Annotated in this window: 19 protein-coding genes and 1 pseudogene; 9 read left to right on the top strand and 11 right to left on the bottom strand. The window is 62.6% G+C overall.

Features of this window, described 5'->3' with window-relative positions:
• Positions 1 to 173: 173 nt before the first annotated feature.
• Positions 174 to 947 carry an adenosylcobinamide-GDP ribazoletransferase gene (cobS, locus tag B4E36_RS01685; protein WP_345899901.1) on the bottom strand — a complete coding sequence of 258 codons (774 nt, stop codon included), beginning with the start codon at positions 945 to 947 and terminating at the stop codon, positions 174 to 176.
• Between the two features lie 103 nt (positions 948 to 1,050).
• Here cobS and cobT point away from each other — a divergent pair, with 103 nt between their 5' ends.
• Positions 1,051 to 2,067 (top strand): nicotinate-nucleotide--dimethylbenzimidazole phosphoribosyltransferase, encoded by a 1,017-nt coding sequence (gene cobT / locus B4E36_RS01680; protein ID WP_292056065.1) that lies wholly within the window; start codon positions 1,051 to 1,053, stop codon positions 2,065 to 2,067.
• Positions 2,068 to 2,192: 125 nt separating this feature from the next.
• A complete protein-coding gene (locus B4E36_RS01675) occupies positions 2,193 to 2,555 on the top strand; it encodes a diacylglycerol kinase (protein WP_018066344.1) in 363 nt (120 codons plus the stop codon).
• Here B4E36_RS01675 and B4E36_RS01670 read toward each other — a convergent pair.
• On the bottom strand, positions 2,552 to 3,073 hold the full coding sequence (locus tag B4E36_RS01670; RefSeq protein ID WP_292056069.1) for a GNAT family N-acetyltransferase: 522 nt from the start codon (positions 3,071 to 3,073) through the stop codon (positions 2,552 to 2,554). The two genes, B4E36_RS01675 and B4E36_RS01670, sit on opposite strands and share 4 nt — an antisense overlap.
• Entirely contained in the window at positions 3,063 to 4,757 is a 1,695-nt protein-coding gene (locus tag B4E36_RS01665) for a HAMP domain-containing sensor histidine kinase (protein WP_345899900.1), read from the bottom strand. Before B4E36_RS01665 ends, B4E36_RS01670 begins: the two co-directional genes overlap by 11 nt.
• A gap of 196 nt (positions 4,758 to 4,953) precedes the next feature.
• On the opposite strand from B4E36_RS01665, the gene B4E36_RS01660 reads away from it, so the two are divergent.
• From B4E36_RS01660 to thrS, 4 genes are all read left to right on the top strand, one after another.
• Positions 4,954 to 5,505, top strand: coding sequence for a uracil-DNA glycosylase family protein (locus B4E36_RS01660; protein ID WP_292056072.1), 552 nt, complete (start codon positions 4,954 to 4,956; stop codon positions 5,503 to 5,505).
• Between the two features lie 86 nt (positions 5,506 to 5,591).
• A complete protein-coding gene (locus B4E36_RS01655; protein WP_018066348.1) occupies positions 5,592 to 6,077 on the top strand; it encodes an Lrp/AsnC family transcriptional regulator in 486 nt (161 codons plus the stop codon).
• Between the two features lie 109 nt (positions 6,078 to 6,186).
• Positions 6,187 to 6,876: an outer membrane protein gene (locus B4E36_RS01650; RefSeq protein WP_292056074.1), complete on the top strand. Its 690-nt coding sequence runs from the start codon at positions 6,187 to 6,189 to the stop codon at positions 6,874 to 6,876.
• Positions 6,877 to 7,028: 152 nt separating this feature from the next.
• Positions 7,029 to 8,996, top strand: a complete 1,968-nt coding sequence (thrS, locus tag B4E36_RS01645; protein WP_292056075.1) for a threonine--tRNA ligase — start codon at positions 7,029 to 7,031, stop codon at positions 8,994 to 8,996.
• Between the two features lie 269 nt (positions 8,997 to 9,265).
• Here thrS and B4E36_RS01640 read toward each other — a convergent pair whose 3' ends face one another.
• The 3 genes from B4E36_RS01640 to B4E36_RS01630 form a co-directional block, all read right to left on the bottom strand.
• Positions 9,266 to 10,060: a glycosyltransferase family 25 protein gene (locus tag B4E36_RS01640; RefSeq protein WP_292056076.1), complete on the bottom strand. Its 795-nt coding sequence runs from the start codon at positions 10,058 to 10,060 to the stop codon at positions 9,266 to 9,268.
• Positions 10,061 to 10,159: 99 nt separating this feature from the next.
• A complete protein-coding gene (locus B4E36_RS01635; RefSeq protein ID WP_292056078.1) occupies positions 10,160 to 11,020 on the bottom strand; it encodes a glycosyltransferase family 25 protein in 861 nt (286 codons plus the stop codon).
• A gap of 205 nt (positions 11,021 to 11,225) precedes the next feature.
• Positions 11,226 to 12,185, bottom strand: coding sequence for a hypothetical protein (locus B4E36_RS01630; RefSeq protein ID WP_292056080.1), 960 nt, complete (start codon positions 12,183 to 12,185; stop codon positions 11,226 to 11,228).
• Between the two features lie 122 nt (positions 12,186 to 12,307).
• Between B4E36_RS01630 and B4E36_RS01625 the strand changes: the two genes are divergently transcribed.
• On the top strand, positions 12,308 to 12,892 hold the full coding sequence (locus B4E36_RS01625; protein ID WP_292056082.1) for a nitroreductase family protein: 585 nt from the start codon (positions 12,308 to 12,310) through the stop codon (positions 12,890 to 12,892).
• A 5-nt stretch (positions 12,893 to 12,897) separates the two neighbouring features.
• On the top strand, positions 12,898 to 13,506 hold the full coding sequence (locus tag B4E36_RS01620; protein ID WP_292056084.1) for a flavin reductase family protein: 609 nt from the start codon (positions 12,898 to 12,900) through the stop codon (positions 13,504 to 13,506).
• 82 nt (positions 13,507 to 13,588) lie between these two features.
• Here B4E36_RS01620 and B4E36_RS01615 read toward each other — a convergent pair whose 3' ends face one another.
• Both B4E36_RS01615 and B4E36_RS01610 read right to left on the bottom strand, forming a co-directional pair.
• Positions 13,589 to 14,263 carry a hypothetical protein gene (locus tag B4E36_RS01615; protein ID WP_292056085.1) on the bottom strand — a complete coding sequence of 225 codons (675 nt, stop codon included), beginning with the start codon at positions 14,261 to 14,263 and terminating at the stop codon, positions 13,589 to 13,591.
• A gap of 181 nt (positions 14,264 to 14,444) precedes the next feature.
• Positions 14,445 to 15,017 (bottom strand): NADPH-dependent FMN reductase, encoded by a 573-nt coding sequence (locus tag B4E36_RS01610; protein WP_292056087.1) that lies wholly within the window; start codon positions 15,015 to 15,017, stop codon positions 14,445 to 14,447.
• A 167-nt stretch (positions 15,018 to 15,184) separates the two neighbouring features.
• Here B4E36_RS01610 and B4E36_RS01605 point away from each other — a divergent pair, with 167 nt between their 5' ends.
• Complete coding sequence (locus B4E36_RS01605; protein WP_292056089.1) at positions 15,185 to 15,574, top strand: winged helix-turn-helix transcriptional regulator; 390 nt, start codon at positions 15,185 to 15,187, stop codon at positions 15,572 to 15,574.
• A 271-nt stretch (positions 15,575 to 15,845) separates the two neighbouring features.
• Here B4E36_RS01605 and B4E36_RS01600 read toward each other — a convergent pair whose 3' ends face one another.
• From B4E36_RS01600 to B4E36_RS01590, 3 genes and pseudogenes are all read right to left on the bottom strand, one after another.
• Positions 15,846 to 16,547 carry a L,D-transpeptidase gene (locus B4E36_RS01600; RefSeq protein ID WP_292056091.1) on the bottom strand — a complete coding sequence of 234 codons (702 nt, stop codon included), beginning with the start codon at positions 16,545 to 16,547 and terminating at the stop codon, positions 15,846 to 15,848.
• Between the two features lie 164 nt (positions 16,548 to 16,711).
• Positions 16,712 to 18,385: an alpha/beta hydrolase gene (locus B4E36_RS01595; protein WP_292056093.1), complete on the bottom strand. Its 1,674-nt coding sequence runs from the start codon at positions 18,383 to 18,385 to the stop codon at positions 16,712 to 16,714.
• A gap of 16 nt (positions 18,386 to 18,401) precedes the next feature.
• A pseudogene (locus B4E36_RS01590) lies at positions 18,402 to 18,713 on the bottom strand (patatin-like phospholipase family protein); the annotation flags it as partial.

Raw genomic sequence — 18,713 nt, 5'->3', positions numbered from 1 at the left:
GAGCCAGAGGGTGCTGGCGAAATCATCGCTGTTGACGCCAAGCGTGGTGCCGCTGGTGCCCGTGACCATGAGAAGGATCATGCCGACCGAGACGATGGCGATCAAAATCCAGAAAAGGCGCAAGGCATAAACTCCCGGTCCGAGACGACAAGATATTGTCCCGATATCGGGTTTCAGGCGGCGATAACAAGGGTCGCGAGGAAAACGATCTCGCTGATCTGCGCGGCAGCGCCCAGCGTGTCTCCGGTATGGCCGGCGATCCTCTTTCTGACGAAGGCGGAAAACAGCAGTGAGGCAATGCCGGCAAAGGCAAGGGCTGCCACCACCTGGACGAATGCATTCGCCGCGATGCCGAGCGCAACGCACAAAAACAGGGCAATCGCCTCTGCGGACGCCGTGGTCCGGACGCCGGGCCGTCCGAGCGTCGCGGCTGCGCCATCCGTGCGCGCTGCGGGCAATATTGTCCACTGCAGCACAAGGCTTCCGCGACCGGCAATGGCCGCCGCAATGAACAGCAACGCCGCCGCGGTCGCGCCGTAATGCGGAACGAGTGCGGCAAGCGCCGCCGCCCGCAACAGCAGCGACAGAACGATCGCGGTGACGCCGAAAACGCCGCAATGGCTGTCCTTCATGATCGCCAGTGCCGTCTCGCGGTCGCGCCCGCCGAAAAGCCCGTCGGCGGCATCGGCGAGACCGTCTTCGTGGAGCCCGCCGCAGATCATGATCGAGATCAGCACGGCGATAAGCGCGGCAAGCAGCGGCGAAGCGCCGAGCCAGACGAACCCGGCCAGTGCGATGGCGGGCAGGATGGTTGCAATCGCGCCGGCAAGCGGGTACGCCCAGGCAGCGCGGGCGCCCGCCGGCATCTCGGCCATCAGCAGGTCAGGCATTCTGAGACGTGTCAGGAAGCTAAGGGCGCTCGTCAAGTCGGTAATGAAGAATGGCATCTTCATCGGTTTGTGCTCGTTTCCAGGTCTTCGGCCTTGCTAGCCGGCCGTTTGAAAAATATGAGCTTTGGCAACGCTGTCAGCATAGCACGGGACAAGACAAATGAGCGATGGACACCCATTCGAGGATTTTCGCACTTTGCTGGACGCCTTCCCCAAGGCCGACGCACAGATACTCTCTCAGACGAGAAAACGCAACTCTGTACTTACCAAACCTCCGGGTTCGCTTGGCAGGTTGGAAGAGATCGCTATGTGGCTTGCCGCCTGGAGCGGCCGCACGCCGGCGGTCAATCGGCCCATGGTTGCGGTGTTCGCCGGTAACCACGGCGTTGCCGCCCGGGGCGTTTCGGCCTACCCGCAAGCCGTCACAAAGCAGATGGTCGACAACTTCGCCAAGGGCGGTGCGGCGATCAACCAGATCTGCGCCAGCGTTGATCTCAGCCTGAAAATCTTCGATCTCGCGCTCGATCATCCCACCGGCGACATCTCGGTCGAGCCGGCGCTTTCGGAGCGGGATTGCGCCGCCACCATGGCCTACGGCATGGAGGCGGTCGCCGGCGGCGTCGATCTTCTCTGCCTCGGCGAGATGGGGATCGGCAACACCACCGTGGCCGCCGCGCTCAGCTACGGGCTTTATGGCGGCAGTGCCGCCGACTGGGTCGGTCCGGGCACGGGTGTGGAAGGGGAAGCTTACGAACGCAAGGTCGCGCTGGTCGAGCAGGCCGTGACGCTTCACAAGGATCACCTGTCCGATCCGCTGGAAGCCTTGCGCCGCCTTGGCGGGCGGGAACTGGCGGCAATCGCCGGCGCGATCATCGCCGCGCGCATGCAGAAGGTGCCGGTGCTGATCGACGGCTATGTCGCGACCGCCGCCGCCGCCGTGCTGAAAGCCGCCAATCCCTCGGCGCTCGACCATTGCATGATCGCCCATGTTTCCGCCGAGCCGGGTCACCTGAAGCTCGTGCAGAAACTCGGCAAGACGCCGCTCTTGGCGCTTGGCATGCGGCTGGGCGAGGGCACGGGCGCGGCCCTTGCGGCGAGCCTGGTGAAGGCCGCCGCCGCCTGTCATACAGGCATGGCCACATTCGAGGAAGCCGGTGTGTCCGACCGGGAAGCGTGAGTCACAAACGTGTCGCAGGACTGTCACGGGCCTGTGGCAGTTTGCGCCCTAAACCGGGCGACACCGCAGGCCTTTCAGGCTAGGTAAGTGATTTGTCTGGTTTCGAAAACGGCGAAGGATAATGCATGGCCCCGATCGAGAAGAAGAAGGGATTCCGCCATCTGCTCGCGGCTGGCGGCTATTCGTTCCAGGGCTTCATGCGGTTGCTGAAAGAAGAGGCCTTCCGCCACGAACTGATCGGCTTCGTGGTCGGCCTCGTGTTGTTCTTCCTTGTCGGCGCCAGCGCCGTTCAGTTCATGATCTTCGTGATCCTGATGCTGTGCCTGTTCGGGGTAGAAGCACTCAATACCGCCGTCGAGGAGATCATCGACCGGGTGTCGCCGGAGCTTTCTGTGGAAGGCCGGCACGCCAAGGACCTCGGCTCGTTCGCGACCTTCTGCCTGATCAGCAGCAATTTTATCTACGCCGTTTACGTGGTGTTTTTCTAAGGCGCTTGGCGCTCATGCCGGTAGACGAGGTTCGCCGGGTGCGGGGCAGGGGCGTCCGGATCGAGCCGAGCGCCGAGCCGTTCGGCAAGGCGGATCGAGTGGGCGTTGTCCGGATCGACATAGCTGACGCATTCGCTCACGCCGAGCGTTGCAAAACCCCAGTCGCGCAGTGCTGACGCCGCCTCGAGCGCATATCCCTTGCCCTCCGCGGCGTCATAGACGAACCAGCCGAGTTCCAGTTCGGGAAAGAGCGGCCCCTTGCAGAGCGCCACCTGTCCCATCGTTTCGCCCGTCTGGCGGTCTTCGAACATCAGCGCGCCATGGCCGAAGAGCGACCATTGGGCGACATCGTTGCAGAAGAACGACCACGCCGTTTCCTCGGTATGCGGTCCGCCCATGTAGCGGGCGCGATCGGAGGCGAGAAAGGCGAAATAGGCGGGCCAGTCGGCAAAGACGAGCGGGCGCAGAAGCAGCCGTTCGGTTTCGATCACCGGGATCGCGGCGATGTCATGCGGCATTGGCGGCCTCGTGCCGGCGCGCGCCGTCATCGGCCTGCAGCGCCTCGATGATCTCGGCTTCGAGCGCGTCTTCGAACGCCAGGGCGGCCGCCGCGTCTTCTTCAGGCTGAAGCGGCGCGTCATTGGCAACCTTGCGGCCCCGGCGTTTCAGCGCCGCGGCAAGGCGGTCGCGGCCGCTGCGGGTTTCGGACGTCCGGGCCGGGGTCTCGATCGTGATGCTGTCGGGCGCAAACGGCATCGCCCGTTCGGTGGAGAGGGCCACGGTGAGGCCGGTGTCCTGGTGATGGAGTGCTGCTGCCGGCAGGTCGATCACCCGGCCCGCGGGGAACAGGATCGTGGCGAGCGTGCCCTCGCCGGGGGCGGATTGCAGGATCAACTCGCCCTGATGGGCTTCGGCAAGCTGCTTGACGATCGCAAGGCCGAGGCCGAAGCCCTCGACGTCGCGGGCTTCCGCGCCGCGCGAGAAGGCGGTGGTGGCAAGCGCCAGCGCATCCTCGTCCATGCCGCAGCCGAAGTCGCGAACGCTGAGATACTGGCCGCCCTCCGCGGTCGTGCCGGCCAGGATCAGCACCTCGGAATGTTCATCGGAAAACTTGACCGCATTCGAGATCAGGTTGAGCAGCATCTGCTTCACCGCTCGGCCATCGGCCGTGATCGGCGAAAGCGCGCCAGCGACATCGCATTTGAGGGCGATCGCCTTGGCCGCGGCCGCGCCGCCGATCATCGCCATCGAGGCATCGATGACGTCGACGAGATAGACCGGCTGCTCGTTCAGCCGATAGCCGCCGGCCTCCAGCCGCGACAGGTCCAGCACGCTGTCGATCATGTCGAGCAGGTGCCGTCCGGACTGATGGATGTCGGCGGCATATTCGCGGTAGTGGGCGTTGGGCAGCGGTCCCATCATCTCGGTCTTCATGATTTCCGAAAAGCCGATGATCGCGTTGAGCGGCGTGCGCAGGTCGTGCGACATCGCGGCGAGGAAGGTCGATTTGGCCTGGTTGGCCGCCTCGGCGGCCTCGGCCGCGGCTTCCGCCTTGGCGAGGCTTTCGGTCAGTTGTCCGGCAAGCAGGTCCTTTTCGCTTTCCCTGGTTTTCAGCGCCTTGTCGCTCGCGGCGATATGATGGTTGAAATAGGCGATGAACAGCATGACGATCGCGAGTACGGCCGCCAGGCCGATATCGAAGGGTTCGCGGCTCTGATAGGCGACGAGGCCGAAGGCGATGACCGCCGGCAGGAAGACATGCCAGGCCGAGCGCGGCAGCGCGACCGCGCCAAGCGCCATCATCGACAGCGCGACAATCACCATGGACGCCTTGAAGAAGGGCAGGGCAGCGCCGCCGCAGGCGCTGCATTCCAGAACGGAGAGAAGCGCCCAGGCGCCGCCGGCAAGCCAATAGGCGCCGATCACGCGGGCGTTCCATTTGCGCACCGATGCGGTATCCTCGCCCGCGCGCGCGGCCTGACGGATGGTCAGGAATGCCACCCCGTGCAGGATCAGCGCCGCCAGAGCCCAGACCGCGAAGATCAGGTCGCGCCCGAGATAGAGGAAGCCGAAGCCGGCAAGCGCCAGCATGATCGCGATCGCTGGCGCGCTCTTTTCGAGACTTTGAAGCGCGGCATGGAATTCGCCGGCGGAATCGGCTTCGTTGCGGGGGCTGGCAATCAGTTCGGCACGGTTCGTCATCGCATCCATCCTCGATTGAGGGGGAGGATACGAACGAATTGTTAAGAAATCCGTAAAGGATTTGTTAGGGCTGTTTTTTAAGACGGCGGTAACACATCTATGCCGGGAGCCGGCAATAAGGGAGCTTTCGCTGACAGATCAGATTGAACTTGCAGAACGGATCGCGGCCTGCCGCATCTGCCGCGATCGTCCGCAGATGGCCGAGCCGCTGCCGCATGAACCGCGCCCCGTCGCGATCCTGTCGCCGACCGCGCGGGTGCTGATCGCCGGTCAGGCCCCGGGGCTCAGGGTGCACGAGACCGGCATTCCGTTCAACGACCGCTCCGGCGACCGGTTGCGCGACTGGATGGGCGTCGATCGCGCGGCGTTTTACGACACGGCGCGTTTCGCCATCATGCCGATGGGTTTCTGTTTTCCGGGCTATGACGCGCGCGGCAGCGACCTGCCGCCGCGCCGGGAATGCGCGCCGCAATGGCGCGAGCGGGCGATGGCGGCGATGCCGCAGATCGAACTCGTGCTCGCCATCGGCATGTATGCCCAGAAATGGCATATGGGCGAGGCGAGCCGGAAGACGCTTACGGAAACCGTGCGCAATTGGCGCGCCAGCTATTTCGCCAATACCAGCCCCCGCATTCTGCCGCTGCCGCATCCAAGCTGGCGCAATACCGCATGGCTGAAGCGCAACCCGTGGTTCGAGGCCGAAGTGCTGCCGGAACTAAGGGCGGCGGTGCGGCTTTTCGCGGGGTGATGGCACGGCCCGGCGTCGCGCGGAATGGCCCTTTCAAATCGAAAAATTGATGCTATAAGAGCAAAAATATTTTACGGAGAGCGGAAATGGATCGCCTGGATAGGAAAATTTTGCGCCTCATACAGGAGGACTCGACGCTGGCGGTTGCCGATATCGGCAAGAAGGTCGGCCTTTCGACGACGCCCTGCTGGCGGCGTATCCAGAAGATGGAAGAGGAGGGCGTGATCAAGCGGCGGGTCGCGCTGCTGGACCCGGAAAAGGTCAACGCCAATGTCACCGTCTTCGTCGCGATCCGCACTAACACCCATTCGGTAGAATGGCTGAAGCGGTTTTCCGAGGTGATCGCGGATTTCCCGGAAGTGCTGGAGTTTTATCGCATGAGCGGCGAGGTCGATTATCTGCTGCGCGTGGTGGTGCCCGATATCGCGGCCTATGACGCCTTCTACAAGCGGCTGATCGCCAAGATCGAGATCCGCGACGTCTCGTCCTCCTTTGCCATGGAGCAGATCAAGTTCTCGACCCAATTGCCGCTCGACTACATGAAGATCGAGCCCGCCCGCAACGGCGAATGATAGATCGTCCCGAGGTTGTGCGAATTAAGGGTATGTAAACCATAAGCTGACGAATTTTTAACGCTTCATGCGCTATGGCTTTGATAAGTCATCACGTACGGAGCCTTCCATGAAAAAACTGTCTGCGTCACTTCTCGCCGTTTACGGCGCATCATGCTTTCCGGCATTTGCCGCCGATCTGGCGCTGCGCCCGCCAATTCAGCCGGTGGCCTATCAGGAAGTCTATGTCGAGGAAGAGCCGCTTTGGAATGGTCCCTATGCGGGCCTCGGCGGCGGCTATGGCTGGACCGGCGGTCGCGGTACGATCAGCGGCGGAGGCGCCGACCGCCTGGACTATAACGGCGCGATTGCCAATCTGTTTGCCGGCTACAACAAGCAGCTTGGCAACAATATCGTCGTGGGCATTGAGGGCGACGCCGATTACAGCTGGGGCAAGCAGAAATTCGCGACCGGGCTGGGGTTTGACATTGAGGGCGGCTCCGACTGGAGCGGTACCCTGCGCGGCCGGTTGGGGTATTCCTTCGGCAATGCGTTGGTGTATGTCACCGGCGGCGCTGCGGTCGCCAATGCCTATATTCGCGCACTGGACGTCAGCGTCAGCGATACGATTTACGGCTATACCGTCGGCGCGGGCCTCGACTACGCCGTCACCGACAGCATCTTCACGCGGCTGGAATATCGTTATACCGGCTACCCGGATCAGAAGGTCGTCGACGATCTGGCCTCCGCTGCCGGCGGCACGGCCAAGTTCAAGATGCATACCCACGCGGTGATGGCCGGTCTTGGCGTGAAATTCTGATCCCGTCTTGTTTCGGCACATGGCAGCAACCGGCCTTGCGGCTTTACGCAGGGCCGTTTTTTCTTTATTGACCTGCCTCGTTTAAGACGCCGTGCGATACGGCAGTTTGTCCACCCGCATTCGTTGGCGGGACTGGTTTCAAGGAGCATGATATGTCTGACCAGATTTCCCTCATCTTTCCTGATGGCTCGAAGCGCGAATACGCCGCCGGCACGACCGGCCGCGATGTCGCCGAATCGATCTCCAAGTCGCTGGCCAAGAAGGCCGTCGCGATCGCCCTTGATGGCGAGCTGCGCGACCTCGCCGACCCGGTAAGCGATGGCCGTATCGAGATCGTCACCCGCACCGACGACCGCGCGCTGGAACTGATCCGCCACGACGCCGCCCATGTGATGGCCGAAGCCGTGCAGGAGCTTTGGCCCGGCACACAGGTCACGATTGGTCCGGTGATCGAGAACGGCTTCTACTACGACTTCGCGCGTGAGGTTCCGTTTACCCCGGAAGACCTGCCGAAGATCGAAAAGAAGATGAAGGAGATCATTGCCCGCAACGCGCCCTTCACCAAGGAGATCTGGTCGCGCGAGAAGGCGAAGAAGGTGTTCGCCGAAAAGGGCGAGGCCTACAAGGTCGAGCTGGTCGACGCGATCCCGGAAGGGCAGGACCTCAAGATCTATAGCCAGGGCGACTGGTTCGACCTTTGCCGTGGCCCGCACATGACCTCGACCGGCCAGATCGGCAACGCCTTCAAGCTGATGAAGGTGGCCGGCGCCTATTGGCGCGGCGACAGCAACAATCCGATGCTGACCCGAATCTATGGCACCGCCTGGGCCGACCAGAAGGATCTCGACGCCTATCTGACCTTCCTCGAGGAAGCCGAAAAGCGCGACCATCGCCGCCTCGGCCGCGAGATGAACCTGTTCCATTTCCAGGAAGAGGGGCCGGGCGTCGTCTTCTGGCATTCCAAGGGCTGGCGCATGTTCCAGTCGCTGACGTCCTATATGCGCCGCCGGCTTGCCGGCGAATATGAGGAGGTCAACGCGCCGCAGGTGCTCGACACCTCGCTGTGGAAGACCTCCGGCCATTGGGAATGGTATCGCGAGAACATGTTCGCCGTTGCCTGCGCCGATGAGGAGGCCGAGGACAAGCGCGTCTTCGCGCTGAAGCCGATGAACTGCCCCGGCCACGTCCAGCTTTTCAAGCACGGTCTGAAGTCCTACCGCGAACTGCCGATCCGCTATGCGGAATTCGGCGTCGTCCATCGCTACGAGCCGTCGGGCGCGATGCACGGGTTGATGCGCGTGCGCGGCTTCACGCAGGACGATGCCCATGTGTTCTGCACCGAGGAGCAGCTTGCGGAAGAATGCCTGAAGATCAACGATCTGATCCTGTCGGTTTACGAGGATTTCGGGTTCGACGAGATCGTGGTGAAGCTCTCCACGCGGCCTGAAAAGCGCGTCGGTTCCGACGAGAGCTGGGATCACGCCGAGGCGATCATGACCTCGGTGCTGAAGACCATCGAGGCGCAGTCGGGCGGCCGCATCAAGACCGGCATCCTGCCGGGCGAGGGCGCGTTCTACGGACCGAAATTCGAATATACGCTAAAGGACGCGATCGGCCGCGAATGGCAGTGCGGCACCACCCAGGTGGATTTCAATCTGCCGGAGCGCTTTGGCGCCTTCTATATCGACTCGACCTCGGAAAAGAAGCAGCCGGTGATGATCCACCGCGCGATCTGCGGCTCGCTGGAACGCTTCCTCGGCATCCTGATCGAGAACCATTCCGGCCACATGCCGCTGTGGTTCGCGCCGCTGCAGGTGGTGGTCGCCACGATCACCACCGAGGCGGATGGCTACGGCGAAAAGGTCGCCAAGCGCCTGCGCGATGCGGGACTTTCCGTCGAGACCGATTTCCGCAACGAGAAGATCAACTACAAGGTCCGCGAGCACTCGGTGGCCAAGGTTCCGGTGATTCTCGTCTGCGGCATGCGCGAGGCGGAAGAGGAAACGGTCAACATCCGCCGCCTCGGCTCCCGCGACCAGCAGTCGATGTCGCTCGATGATGCGCTGGCCCTGCTGATCGACGAGGCAACCCCGCCCGACCTGAAGCGCAAGCGGGCGTAATGTCCTGAAAGGGGCGGGGCTAGTGGCTCCGCCCTCAGAATGTTGGCAAGGCTCTTCACCCCATCGGCGTCATCCTCGGGCTTGACCCGAGGATCCAGGCAGATTTGTACAGCGTTAAAATGACCTTATGATTCAATTGGTTGGTCGGTATGGATGCTCGGGTCAAGCCCGAGCATGACCCCTCTGGGTGGGATCAGCAAGGATCAACAACTCTGAAGCTGCGGCTTTATCTGCATTCTGGATGGCGGGGCTTGTGGTTCCGCCTTTTTTTATGGCGCGAAATCGATCACCCGTGGGCGCGCGCCGCTCGCGAAATTGCGCAGCTTTCGGCAGGCATAGGCCAGTCTGTCCCTGATCCTGTTTGCCAGTCTTTCGCCCGGCGTCGCGCCATAGGATTTGTGGCTGGCCCTTTCTGAAATATTGCTCGCGCTTGCAGGCTCTGCGCTGGTCTGCAAACGCGTCTGGATGCAGAGCGCGGGCGAGAGCTGGAACAGCGACAGCGTTTCGGCGACGCCGCCGCGCGGGTCGAACAGCGTGGTGTCCACCGCCATGCGCAACTGCCTGCTTTCAGCCAGCATTCGGGCAGCGCCCTTGCGCGTGATCACATAACCTGCGGTGCCGATGTGGCAGCCGGCAAGGCGCCGGATCTCGCGGTCGCCGATGGCGGCTTCTGGCGCCCGTCCCATCTCTATCGGCTTCAGGCTGGTTTCCAGTTTGACGACGTCTGCCTCTTCCGGCATCCAGTCTGCTATCGCGGAAAGAACCTCGGCTGCGTCGCAGCTCAGGTCGATATCATCCTCGAAAATCGCGGCGCAATCCTCTTCGCTGTCGAGCAGCAGGCGCCAGGCCTTGATATGGCTGAGATAGCAGGCGATCTCACCGGGTTGCAGCCGGATGCTGACCGGCGTCGGATAAGCGCAGGCCGCCGCGATCGCGTCTGGAGAAAGCGACCGGGCGTCAACCGCCGGGACCCGGGTGAAGGCAACATCCCGTTCGAAAAGCAGCGCTTCCACACGCTTCAGCCTTGCTTTATCGCGGTCAAGATTGATGACGAATGTGAGCACGGTGCCCTTTCGCGCTGGCGGAGGAATGTCGCCTTTGCGGCAATTCCGGGCAAGGCGGCTCACCCTTTTCAATTGCCTGAAACATTGGAATAGAGCGATTCACGGAATGCTCCGCGATTGCATAGCAGTTTTATAGCGCGGGCTCGGTCGCTTGCAAGATGAAGCGGGGCGCTGTCGAAAGTCGATAACGCGCTTGCGGTAAGCGCCGATCCTGTATCTGAGGCACAGGCGCAGGCGGCGCAGGCCGTCACACACCACATAGCGAGCGTATTCGACGGCATTTGTTCCACAGGATTTCCGGCTTCTCGGAACCGGGTTGTTCGAGCAGTAACCCAGGCGGGGCAGGCCGCAGCGATAGGCGATATCGTCCTGAATGCAGATCGCGGGATCGATCTGGTAGTTGATCATCTCGTGCTTCAGCCGGGGCCGCGGATTGAACATCACCGCGTCGACGCCCATTGCGAGTTTATCGCTGTTTTCCAGCAGCTTGCGAGCGCCCTTTCGGCTGAGAATATAGGCGGCCGACCCCAGATGTCGGGATCGCAGACGAAAGAGCTCACGTCCGAAAACCGTATCCACGGAGCATCTTTCAAGGCGCACGGGCTGGAGGCAGGTTTCCAGCTTGACGACATCCGCATCCTCGGGGAACCAGCTTTCCGCCTGTTCCAGAAAGACGCCGATATCCTCGGCGAGATGGACATCGTCCTCGAAGATTGCGACGAGCGGCGCCCCGCTTTCCAGAAATGCCTGCCAGCATTTGACATGGCTGAGATAGCAGCCGTACTGGGTGGGCGTCAGAGCGTGGCTTCCGGCTCTTGGATAGCTGCCGCGCCTGACGATCTCGTCAAGCGCGACCGTGCGGCCGTCAACGGCCTCGATCCATTCGGCACGCAGGCCGACTGCATCGAGCGCGCCTGCGAGATGCTCACGCCTGTTGGCATGCTGTCGAAGACTGATCACATATATCAGCAAATCTCGGCCCCCCGCGACGTGCCGTCACAATATCTCATGCGCTGCGCGGGCAACAGAGGGGACCTCAGGAAATCCCGGATAAACAGACATCGGACAATGTGCTGGAGGCTGATCCGTCTTCGCCGGCGTTCCATCTGTCTGCTCTGCCACACCTTCGCGGACATAAGTCGATTCCGTCTGGCTGCGGCGGGCTTCAATCGAACCCGTCGGCGTCGGTGTTCGCCTTGTTTTCGGACAGCAGCAACTCGACATCCTCGGTGCCGGCGGAGGAGACCGTGAAGGTCTTCTCGAAGAGGTTGTCCTGGTTGCGGGCCACGGCGGTGTAGCTGCCCTCGGCGAGGATCATCGTCGGCATGGCGCTGCTGCTTTCGGTCAGCACGTCACCGGAGGCGCCGAGCACCGTCCAGGCCGTGTCGGCGAGCGCTTCGCCTCCCGTTTCGCCGGCCAGCTTCAGGGTCACCTCGGCGGCATTGATCTTCAGCTTGGCGTCGGTGATCTCGCCGGCCTTGACCTTCAGCCTGGCATGGGTTTCGGCATTCAGCGTGCCATAGGAGGATACCACGTCATAGGTTCCGGCGCGCAGGCGCAGAATGCTGCCGGGCGCGATATCCTCGGCCACCAGTTCGCGGCGGTCGTCGTGGTCCTCATAGACCGAGAAACGAAGCTCGCTGGCGCTGGCGGGCTTGCCGTCGCCGAGCCGGGCATTGAGCATCAGCCCGCCGGCGTTCAGCACAAAGGAAATCTGCTCCGCCTCGCCGGCCTCGTGGGCGATGCGCACCTTGCGCGTTGCCGACGCCCGGCCGAAGGCGCAGTTGATGAAATAGTCGCCGGGGGAAAGCTCGATGGTCTTGGTGCCGCCCTCGGCCGATGCGACCAGTCGCAGCCGGCCGTTGGTGTCCGGAATGGTGGTGAATACCCGCCAGAACAGGCCGTCGCGCATGACATTGCCATCCTCGGCCAGCCGCGCCTCAAGCTTCACCGGGCGCTTTTCGCCAGGCTGCTGCGTGCCCCGCATCAGGGAGAAGGGATCGTCGGAGTGAACCGATGGCGTGCTCTGGGCCAGCGTTGCGGTCGGCGCGGCCAGCAAAAGCCCGGCCATGACCGCGGCGATGGGCCGAAGGGAATGATGTCTTGGCGTTCTGTGCGGAAACATGTTGCTCGCCGGTTGACTTGCATACCGCAAGTGTTCACTTCAATGTCCGATTGCGTAGTGACCCGAATATCGTGGCGTTTTCAAGAGCGTCGCATGATTTTTTGACTGAGTGAGGCCCCGCCGTGACTGCCAAGAATGACACCCTCATCGATTTCCTGAAAACCCGCCGCTCGACGCCGGTGCTGCAGCTTGCGGCCCCCGGTCCGGAGCGCGGCGAGATCGAGGAAATGCTGACCATCGCCTCGCGCGTTCCAGATCACGGCAAGCTCGCGCCCTGGCGTTTCATCGTGTTTGCCGGCGCGGCGCGCGAGGAGGCAGGCGAGAAGCTTGCCGAGATCATGAAGGCGGACGATCCGGAAGCCTCGGCGGAGCGGCTGAAGCTGGAGCGCGAGCGTCTTACGCGCGCGCCGCTGGTGATTGCCGTCGTCAGCCGGGCGGCGGTTCATCCCAAGATCCCGGAATGGGAGCAGGTGATGTCGGCGGGCGCGGTATGCTACAATCTCGTGGTCGCGGCCAATGCCTTTGGCTACGGCGCGACCTGGCTCACCGAGTGGTATGCCTTCGATGAGCGGGCCAAGCCGGCGCTGGGCCTGGAAGCGGACGAGAAGATCGCCGGCTTCATCCATATCGGCACCCGCACGGAAGCGCCGTTCGAGCGCGTGCGGCCGGCGCTGGAAGATATCGTCACCTGGCGCGGCGAGGCCTGATCACCATGTTCTACACCACCGACACCAATGCGCATGGCATGCCGCATGATCCGTTCAAGGCGATCGTCGCGCCGCGGCCGATCGGGTGGATCGGCTCGCGCGGCCGGGACGGCAAGGACAATCTCGCGCCCTATTCGTTTTTCAACGCGGTCTCGTCATCGCCGCCGGTGGTGATGTTTTCCTCCGACACGGTCAAGGACAGCTTCACCAATATCGAGGAGACCGGCGTGTTCACCGCCAGTCTCGTGAGCCGCGACCTTGCCGAGAAGATGAACACCACCTCGGCCGCTCTTCCACGCGGCGAGAGCGAGTTCGAGGCGGCGGGCCTGACCGCCGTGAACGGGCAATTGGTGGACGCCGCCTTCGTGGGCGAAGCCTATGCGGCGCTTGAGTGCCGCGTGACACGGATTATGGCGGCTCCGACGCTTGATGGGTTCCCGACCGAAAGCAGGCTGGTGTTCGGTCAGGTGGTCGGCATCCACATCCGCGACGAAGCAATCGGCGAGAATGGTCTTCTCGATATGGCCAGGATCCGCCCTGTCGGTCGCATGGGCTATCTGGACTATGCCGAGTGCGGCACGCCTTTCCAGATGAAGCGTCCACGGCGCGGCTGAGGCAATTCAGGGGCGCTGCGGGCTCCCGACGTTTTCGCCTCGGGTGTGCTCACGGTGGATTACACGAACCTGCCGGTCAAGGTCAGGCGGCGCCGAAGGCGTGTTTGATGATGCCGATATGGTCGGGATTGCCGGTCAGCTTGCCGGTAAAGCCGGTGCGGGCGGACTGGTGGCAGGCGGTTTTGAAGGCGGCGGTGGCGCTGCCGGGGCCGGAGAAATCGATTGCCGGTATGCCGAGATTGCGCGCCGCCAGCATGGTTGCCACCGCGCCGTGGCGGGCGATGTCGCTGTCCGCCGTTTCGCCGTCCAGCGGCTCGGCATCATAGCCGAGCGCGATCAGCCGGCCGAGCTTGTGGATGAAGTGGCGGGCGTTCAGCAGGCCGCCGCCATTGTCGCCGATCATCGCGATCAGGGCGATCGCGTTCTCGGTCAGACCTTCACGGGCCTCGGCAACTCTCAGCAGCGTCTCGGCCATCTGTATCCGGGCAGCGCTTTCGACGCCGCGCAGAATGATGCCGTCCGGCGCGCATTTCGCGGCCTCGGAGAAATCCGCGACGTTATAAGCCTTGGAGATCGGTTCACAGATCAGGAAGATCGGCAGCGAGGGCAGCAGATTGCGAAGCGAGGCGACGCGGCCGGCAAGGTCTCTCTCGCCGGAAACGGGAAGACAGAGGCAATCGGGCTGGGTCTCTCGGGGATCGAACGGCAGGGGCTCATCGGAGCCAAGCAGCCAGACTTTCATGCGGCGAATGTCCATGCGTCATTCCTCCAACCGGGTCTCCGTCGGGCTGCAGAATGCCAAAACGCCCGCCGGTTTCAAGCGGCGGGCGCGGCTATCCACGTCATTTATGACGGATATGCTTCGGGTTCGTGAAATTTCTGCGATTTTCGCATTTGCGGTCGTTGCGGATGCGGACCGCAAACACGTCCGAGCCGAATCAGCTGGCGCTGCGGATCGTCGCCAGCGGCCCGGCCCATTTGAACAGCTCATCGAGCATGCCCTTGGCGCCCGCGTTCATTTCGTCGTTGGGCGTGAATACGCCGTCTTCGCTGATGAATTTGGGAAACAGCGGAACCGGAACGACCTGCGGAATGGCATGGGCATTGAGATTGCCGAGCAGCGTGCGAAGTTCCTGCGCTGAGCGAAGGCCGCCCGAAATGCCGCCATAGCTGACGACGCCGGCCGGCTTGTAGCCCCATTCCAGCGAAAGCGCCTGGATGGCGTTGATCAATGCTGCCGGCGGAAAGTAGTCGTATTCCGGCGTAACGAAGACGAACGCATCGGCTGCCTGAACGCTGGCGCTCCATTTCTTGCTGTGTTCATGTTCGTATTTCTGCATGCGCGGATGCGCCGCTTCATCGAGCAGAGGCAGGTTGAAATCGACGAGGTCGATGAGTTCGACCTCGAATTTGCCATGTTCGCGGGCCGCAGCTTCCACCCATTTTGCGATCTTGGGGCTGACGCGGCCGGGACGGGTGCTGCCGATGATGATGTTCAGTTTCACAATCATTCTCCTTGCCGGCGCGGGCGCGCCGGTCTTCAAATTCAAAACCCTCGATGGGTGTCATTTCCGGGGAGGAACGCGACCATGAAGGTCACAAAAAATGACTTGCTAAAATTAAATGACCACATACCTTGATGCAAGAACGCAATTTCTTGGAACCAGGTCACATCGAGATGACTAATACGGGATCAAAGCCCGAAACAAGGCCGGAAACCAGACATGTTCTGGAACGGTGTCGAAATGTCGCGCCCATCCTGCAGCGCGTCGGCGACAAATGGTCGATGCTGATCATCATCGTGCTGATCGACGGGCCGTGCCGGTTCAGCGTCCTGAAGCGCACGATCGACGGGATTTCCCAGCAGATGTTGACGCGGGTGCTGAAGGCGCTGGAGCGGGACGGGCTGATCAGCCGAACCACCTATCCGACCAGTCCGCCGCAGGTGGAATATGCCCTGACCGAGCTCGGACTTTCGCTGAGCGAGCCGGTGCTGCGTCTTGGCGACTGGGTGCGGGACAATATCGGCAGGATCGAGGCGTCACGGGAAACCTACGACGCCCGGTAACGGGCTATGACAGACGCCCCCAGAAAACCGGGGTCTATCGCATAGAACTTAGTCGCATAGCCCCCCAATCTTCTCGCCCCGGAGGGGAGAGATGTCGGGACAGCGACAGTGAGGGGGGAGACTTTCACCGCGAGCGCCCTCACGATCTGAAGCACTGCACCACCCTCACTGCCGCTTTCGGGGCATCTCTCCCGCCAGCGGGAGAGAGTATTGGGAGCAAGCTGCTACGCCATATGCGATGGCCCTGCCGGAAATCCGGGGCCGATGCAACTCACTGATAGACGACGATCGGCGTCGGCAGGTTGTCGACCCGGTTGTAAAGGTCGATGACATCCTGGTTCAGCATGCGGATGCAGCCGGAGGAGACCGCCTTGCCAATGGACGTCCAGTCCGGATTGCCGTGGACGCGGTAGAGCGTGTCCTTGCCATTTTCGAAGATATAGAGGGCGCGCGCGCCGAGCGGGTTCATCAGCCCGGCCGGCATGCCGCCATTGGCTTCGGAATATTCCTTGAGCTTGGGGTCGCGCTCGATCATTTCAGCCGGCGGGAACCATTTCGGCCATTCCTGCTTCCATTTGATCACGCCATTGCCGCCCCAGGAGAAGCCGGCGCGGCCGATGCCGACGCCATAGCGCATGGCGGTGCCGTTTTCTTCCACCAGATAGAGGAAGCGGTTGGGGGTGTCGACAACCACGGTGCCGGGCGCTTCGCCGGTCGGATCTTTCACGCGCTGGCGATAATACATCGGATCGATCTGCTGGTAGGGCACGGCCGGAATCAGGTAGCCGTTGTCCTCAACCGGACCATACATGGCATCGAGCTCGGCGACCGTGTAGGGGGTGTCCTGGACGCGCGGGGAGGGCGGGGCGACCGGGGTGATATCGCGCTGGCTGACGCAGCCTGCAAGCACAGCGGTGGTCGAAACGGCGCCGAGAAGAAATGTCCGGCGCGACATCGTTTTATCAACGAGCATTCAAGCCTCTTGTATTGGTGATTTGTATATCGATTACGGCTTTTATCCGACCGGATTGCCGCTTCATAGCGGCGCGTGATCACAATCCCGGGATCGGGTCACTTGATGCGGCGAGTGTGGCGGAAAACACGCATTTCTGTGAGAAACGGCAGCCGCCGCGCGGTTTATTGCACCGCGCAGCCGGTATCCTTGCCCAGATTGCAGATTTGTTTCAGCGCTGTCGTGCGCGCCGGCGACCAGTCCTGCGGACGGGATACGGCGACCCAGGCGTCGATATAGTCGCGGGCGAGGTAGTTGTGGCCGAAGCCGGCCGGCAGCGCTTTTGACAACGCCATGTCGAGCGCAAGCTGGAACTGGGTGACCACCGGCACGAACCGCAGATAGGGCGAAACATCGGGCGCTGGCGGCTCGCGCATCCATTCCGGTTCGATGAAGCTCGCATTGGGCTCGAAAAACACAATCGGATCAGATGCATATTGCAGGAAGTTGATCCGCACTCTGCCCCAGTTATCGCCTTCCGCCTGCGGCTTTCTGAACTGTGAGGAAAAGCGGACGACGGCGCTGTTGTCGATCACCGGCAGCACGTAAGGCGTGCCGGTATTGCGCGCGGCGACGGTGTGGCGCCAGAGATAGGACGGGAAGGGCGGCCCGGCCCAGACCGCGCCGGCAACCGGCACGTCCAGCATCTGGAAAACGTTGAAGGAATACATCGACGACCATGCGCCGAGACTGATTCCGTGCATGTAGAGTTCCGGACGGCTGTCTTCCGGCAGGGTGCGCCAGTAGCGGTAGACCTCTTCCATCGTCGCGGTGGCCTGTTCGAGGCCGGTGTCGGTTTCGAAGATCAGCGCCAGCGGCGATTGCAGGAAGGAATACTGGACCGCAACCGTCGCGACATCGCCATTATGCATGTATTCGAACGTATCGTGGGCGCCGGGATCAAGCCAGCCGGTGCCGGTCGGGCTCGCGATCATGAGGTAGGCGCGATCGAAGGCCCCGAGGCGCTGCATTTCCTCAAGCGCGATCCTGGCGCGCTCTTGCGGCTCGTCGGCCTGCGACCGGCCGACATAGACGCGGATCGGGCGCTCGGCCGGGCGGCCGGTGAAGGTTTCGATATCCTCGGCGGATGGCGCGCTGGTGACGAAGTTGCGGCCGGGCTGGCCCATCGCCTCCCAGCTCGCCAGCGAGCCGGGGCCCCCGGCGATGAAGGAATCGGTGGGGGCCGGCGGGGCGGTTTCGAACAGGTCCTGCGCGGTCTCGTAGCTTTCATCGAGGAAATCGAAGATCGCGGGCACCACCCAGTCGCGGCTGGCCACGAGCACGACCAGCAGCACGATCACGACGCCGGCGAGATTGGCCGCGCGCGGCGACATCACCCGGTAGAGCCGCAACCGGACGATGTCGAAAGCCTTCTGAAACAGGGCGCCGATCAGGAACAGCACGATGAAGACGGCAAGCCCGACGGCGAGGATGCCAAGCACCGTGCCGCCTTCCAGCAGTTCCATGTTGACCCGGGAGCGCACCGAATTCTGCCATTCGGTCATCATCGACAGGCAATAGACGAGAAGGATGAGGGCCGCGGCGTTCACAACCGCCAGGCTGATGGCGCGCCAGCGGCCGCGCGGCTCGGGGATCTGCAATCCGCGCCACAGCGCCACGAAGAACCGCCCGATCATGTAGCCAAGCGCCATCACGAGGCCGGCCAGCACGGCCTGCAGCGGCCATGCCCGCGGGATCAGCGATGGTGTCAGGGACGCGGCGAAGAATGCCAAGCCGAGCGCCAGGGAAAAAAGGCTGATTGAGAACCAGCGCGCGGTTGTCGGCGTTTCCGTCTGCATTGCGGCTGACCCGTCCTTATCTGTTCTGCTCTGAGAGCTCTTCCATCTGCCGCTTGAAGGCATCCTGGTCCTTGTCAACGGTCGAAAGGATCGTCTCGATGTTGAAGAAATCCAGAGGTTGATAACGCCCAACATTCGGCGCCACGAAAAGGTCCGGCGCCGCGTTTTTGAGTTTTTCCACCACGATCGAGTGCTCGGTGATCGAAAACGACCCGGCCCAGGTCTCGAACGACCCCGGAATGCTGCCATCATTCTCGATCGTCGAGCCGGTCACGTCGATGCCGATGGTGATGTAGCGGTCGGCGTCGAGAAGGTCGAAGGGCGTCGG

The organism is Martelella sp. UBA3392 (genome assembly GCF_002358775.1).
GTDB classification, from domain to species: Bacteria; Pseudomonadota; Alphaproteobacteria; order Rhizobiales; family Rhizobiaceae; genus Martelella; species Martelella mediterranea.
Note: the sequence above shows the minus strand (reverse complement) of the source record. Positions and strands in the feature narration are given on the sequence as shown.

What these genes read in the sequence shown, in the direction of transcription:
- cobS (WP_345899901.1), bottom strand. Translation starts at nt 947, where the DNA reads ATGCCATTCTTCATTACCGACTTGACGAGCGCCCTTAGCTTCCTGACA.
- cobT (WP_292056065.1), top strand. Translation starts at nt 1,051, where the DNA reads ATGAGCGATGGACACCCATTCGAGGATTTTCGCACTTTGCTGGACGCC.
- B4E36_RS01675 (WP_018066344.1), top strand. Translation starts at nt 2,193, where the DNA reads ATGGCCCCGATCGAGAAGAAGAAGGGATTCCGCCATCTGCTCGCGGCT.
- B4E36_RS01670 (WP_292056069.1), bottom strand. Translation starts at nt 3,073, where the DNA reads ATGCCGCATGACATCGCCGCGATCCCGGTGATCGAAACCGAACGGCTG.
- B4E36_RS01665 (WP_345899900.1), bottom strand. Translation starts at nt 4,757, where the DNA reads ATGACGAACCGTGCCGAACTGATTGCCAGCCCCCGCAACGAAGCCGAT.
- B4E36_RS01660 (WP_292056072.1), top strand. Translation starts at nt 4,954, where the DNA reads ATGGCCGAGCCGCTGCCGCATGAACCGCGCCCCGTCGCGATCCTGTCG.
- B4E36_RS01655 (WP_018066348.1), top strand. Translation starts at nt 5,592, where the DNA reads ATGGATCGCCTGGATAGGAAAATTTTGCGCCTCATACAGGAGGACTCG.
- B4E36_RS01650 (WP_292056074.1), top strand. Translation starts at nt 6,187, where the DNA reads ATGAAAAAACTGTCTGCGTCACTTCTCGCCGTTTACGGCGCATCATGC.
- thrS (WP_292056075.1), top strand. Translation starts at nt 7,029, where the DNA reads ATGTCTGACCAGATTTCCCTCATCTTTCCTGATGGCTCGAAGCGCGAA.
- B4E36_RS01630 (WP_292056080.1), bottom strand. Translation starts at nt 12,185, where the DNA reads ATGTTTCCGCACAGAACGCCAAGACATCATTCCCTTCGGCCCATCGCC.
- B4E36_RS01620 (WP_292056084.1), top strand. Translation starts at nt 12,898, where the DNA reads ATGTTCTACACCACCGACACCAATGCGCATGGCATGCCGCATGATCCG.
- B4E36_RS01615 (WP_292056085.1), bottom strand. Translation starts at nt 14,263, where the DNA reads ATGGACATTCGCCGCATGAAAGTCTGGCTGCTTGGCTCCGATGAGCCC.
- B4E36_RS01610 (WP_292056087.1), bottom strand. Translation starts at nt 15,017, where the DNA reads ATGATTGTGAAACTGAACATCATCATCGGCAGCACCCGTCCCGGCCGC.
- B4E36_RS01605 (WP_292056089.1), top strand. Translation starts at nt 15,185, where the DNA reads ATGACTAATACGGGATCAAAGCCCGAAACAAGGCCGGAAACCAGACAT.
- B4E36_RS01600 (WP_292056091.1), bottom strand. Translation starts at nt 16,547, where the DNA reads ATGCTCGTTGATAAAACGATGTCGCGCCGGACATTTCTTCTCGGCGCC.
- B4E36_RS01595 (WP_292056093.1), bottom strand. Translation starts at nt 18,385, where the DNA reads ATGCAGACGGAAACGCCGACAACCGCGCGCTGGTTCTCAATCAGCCTT.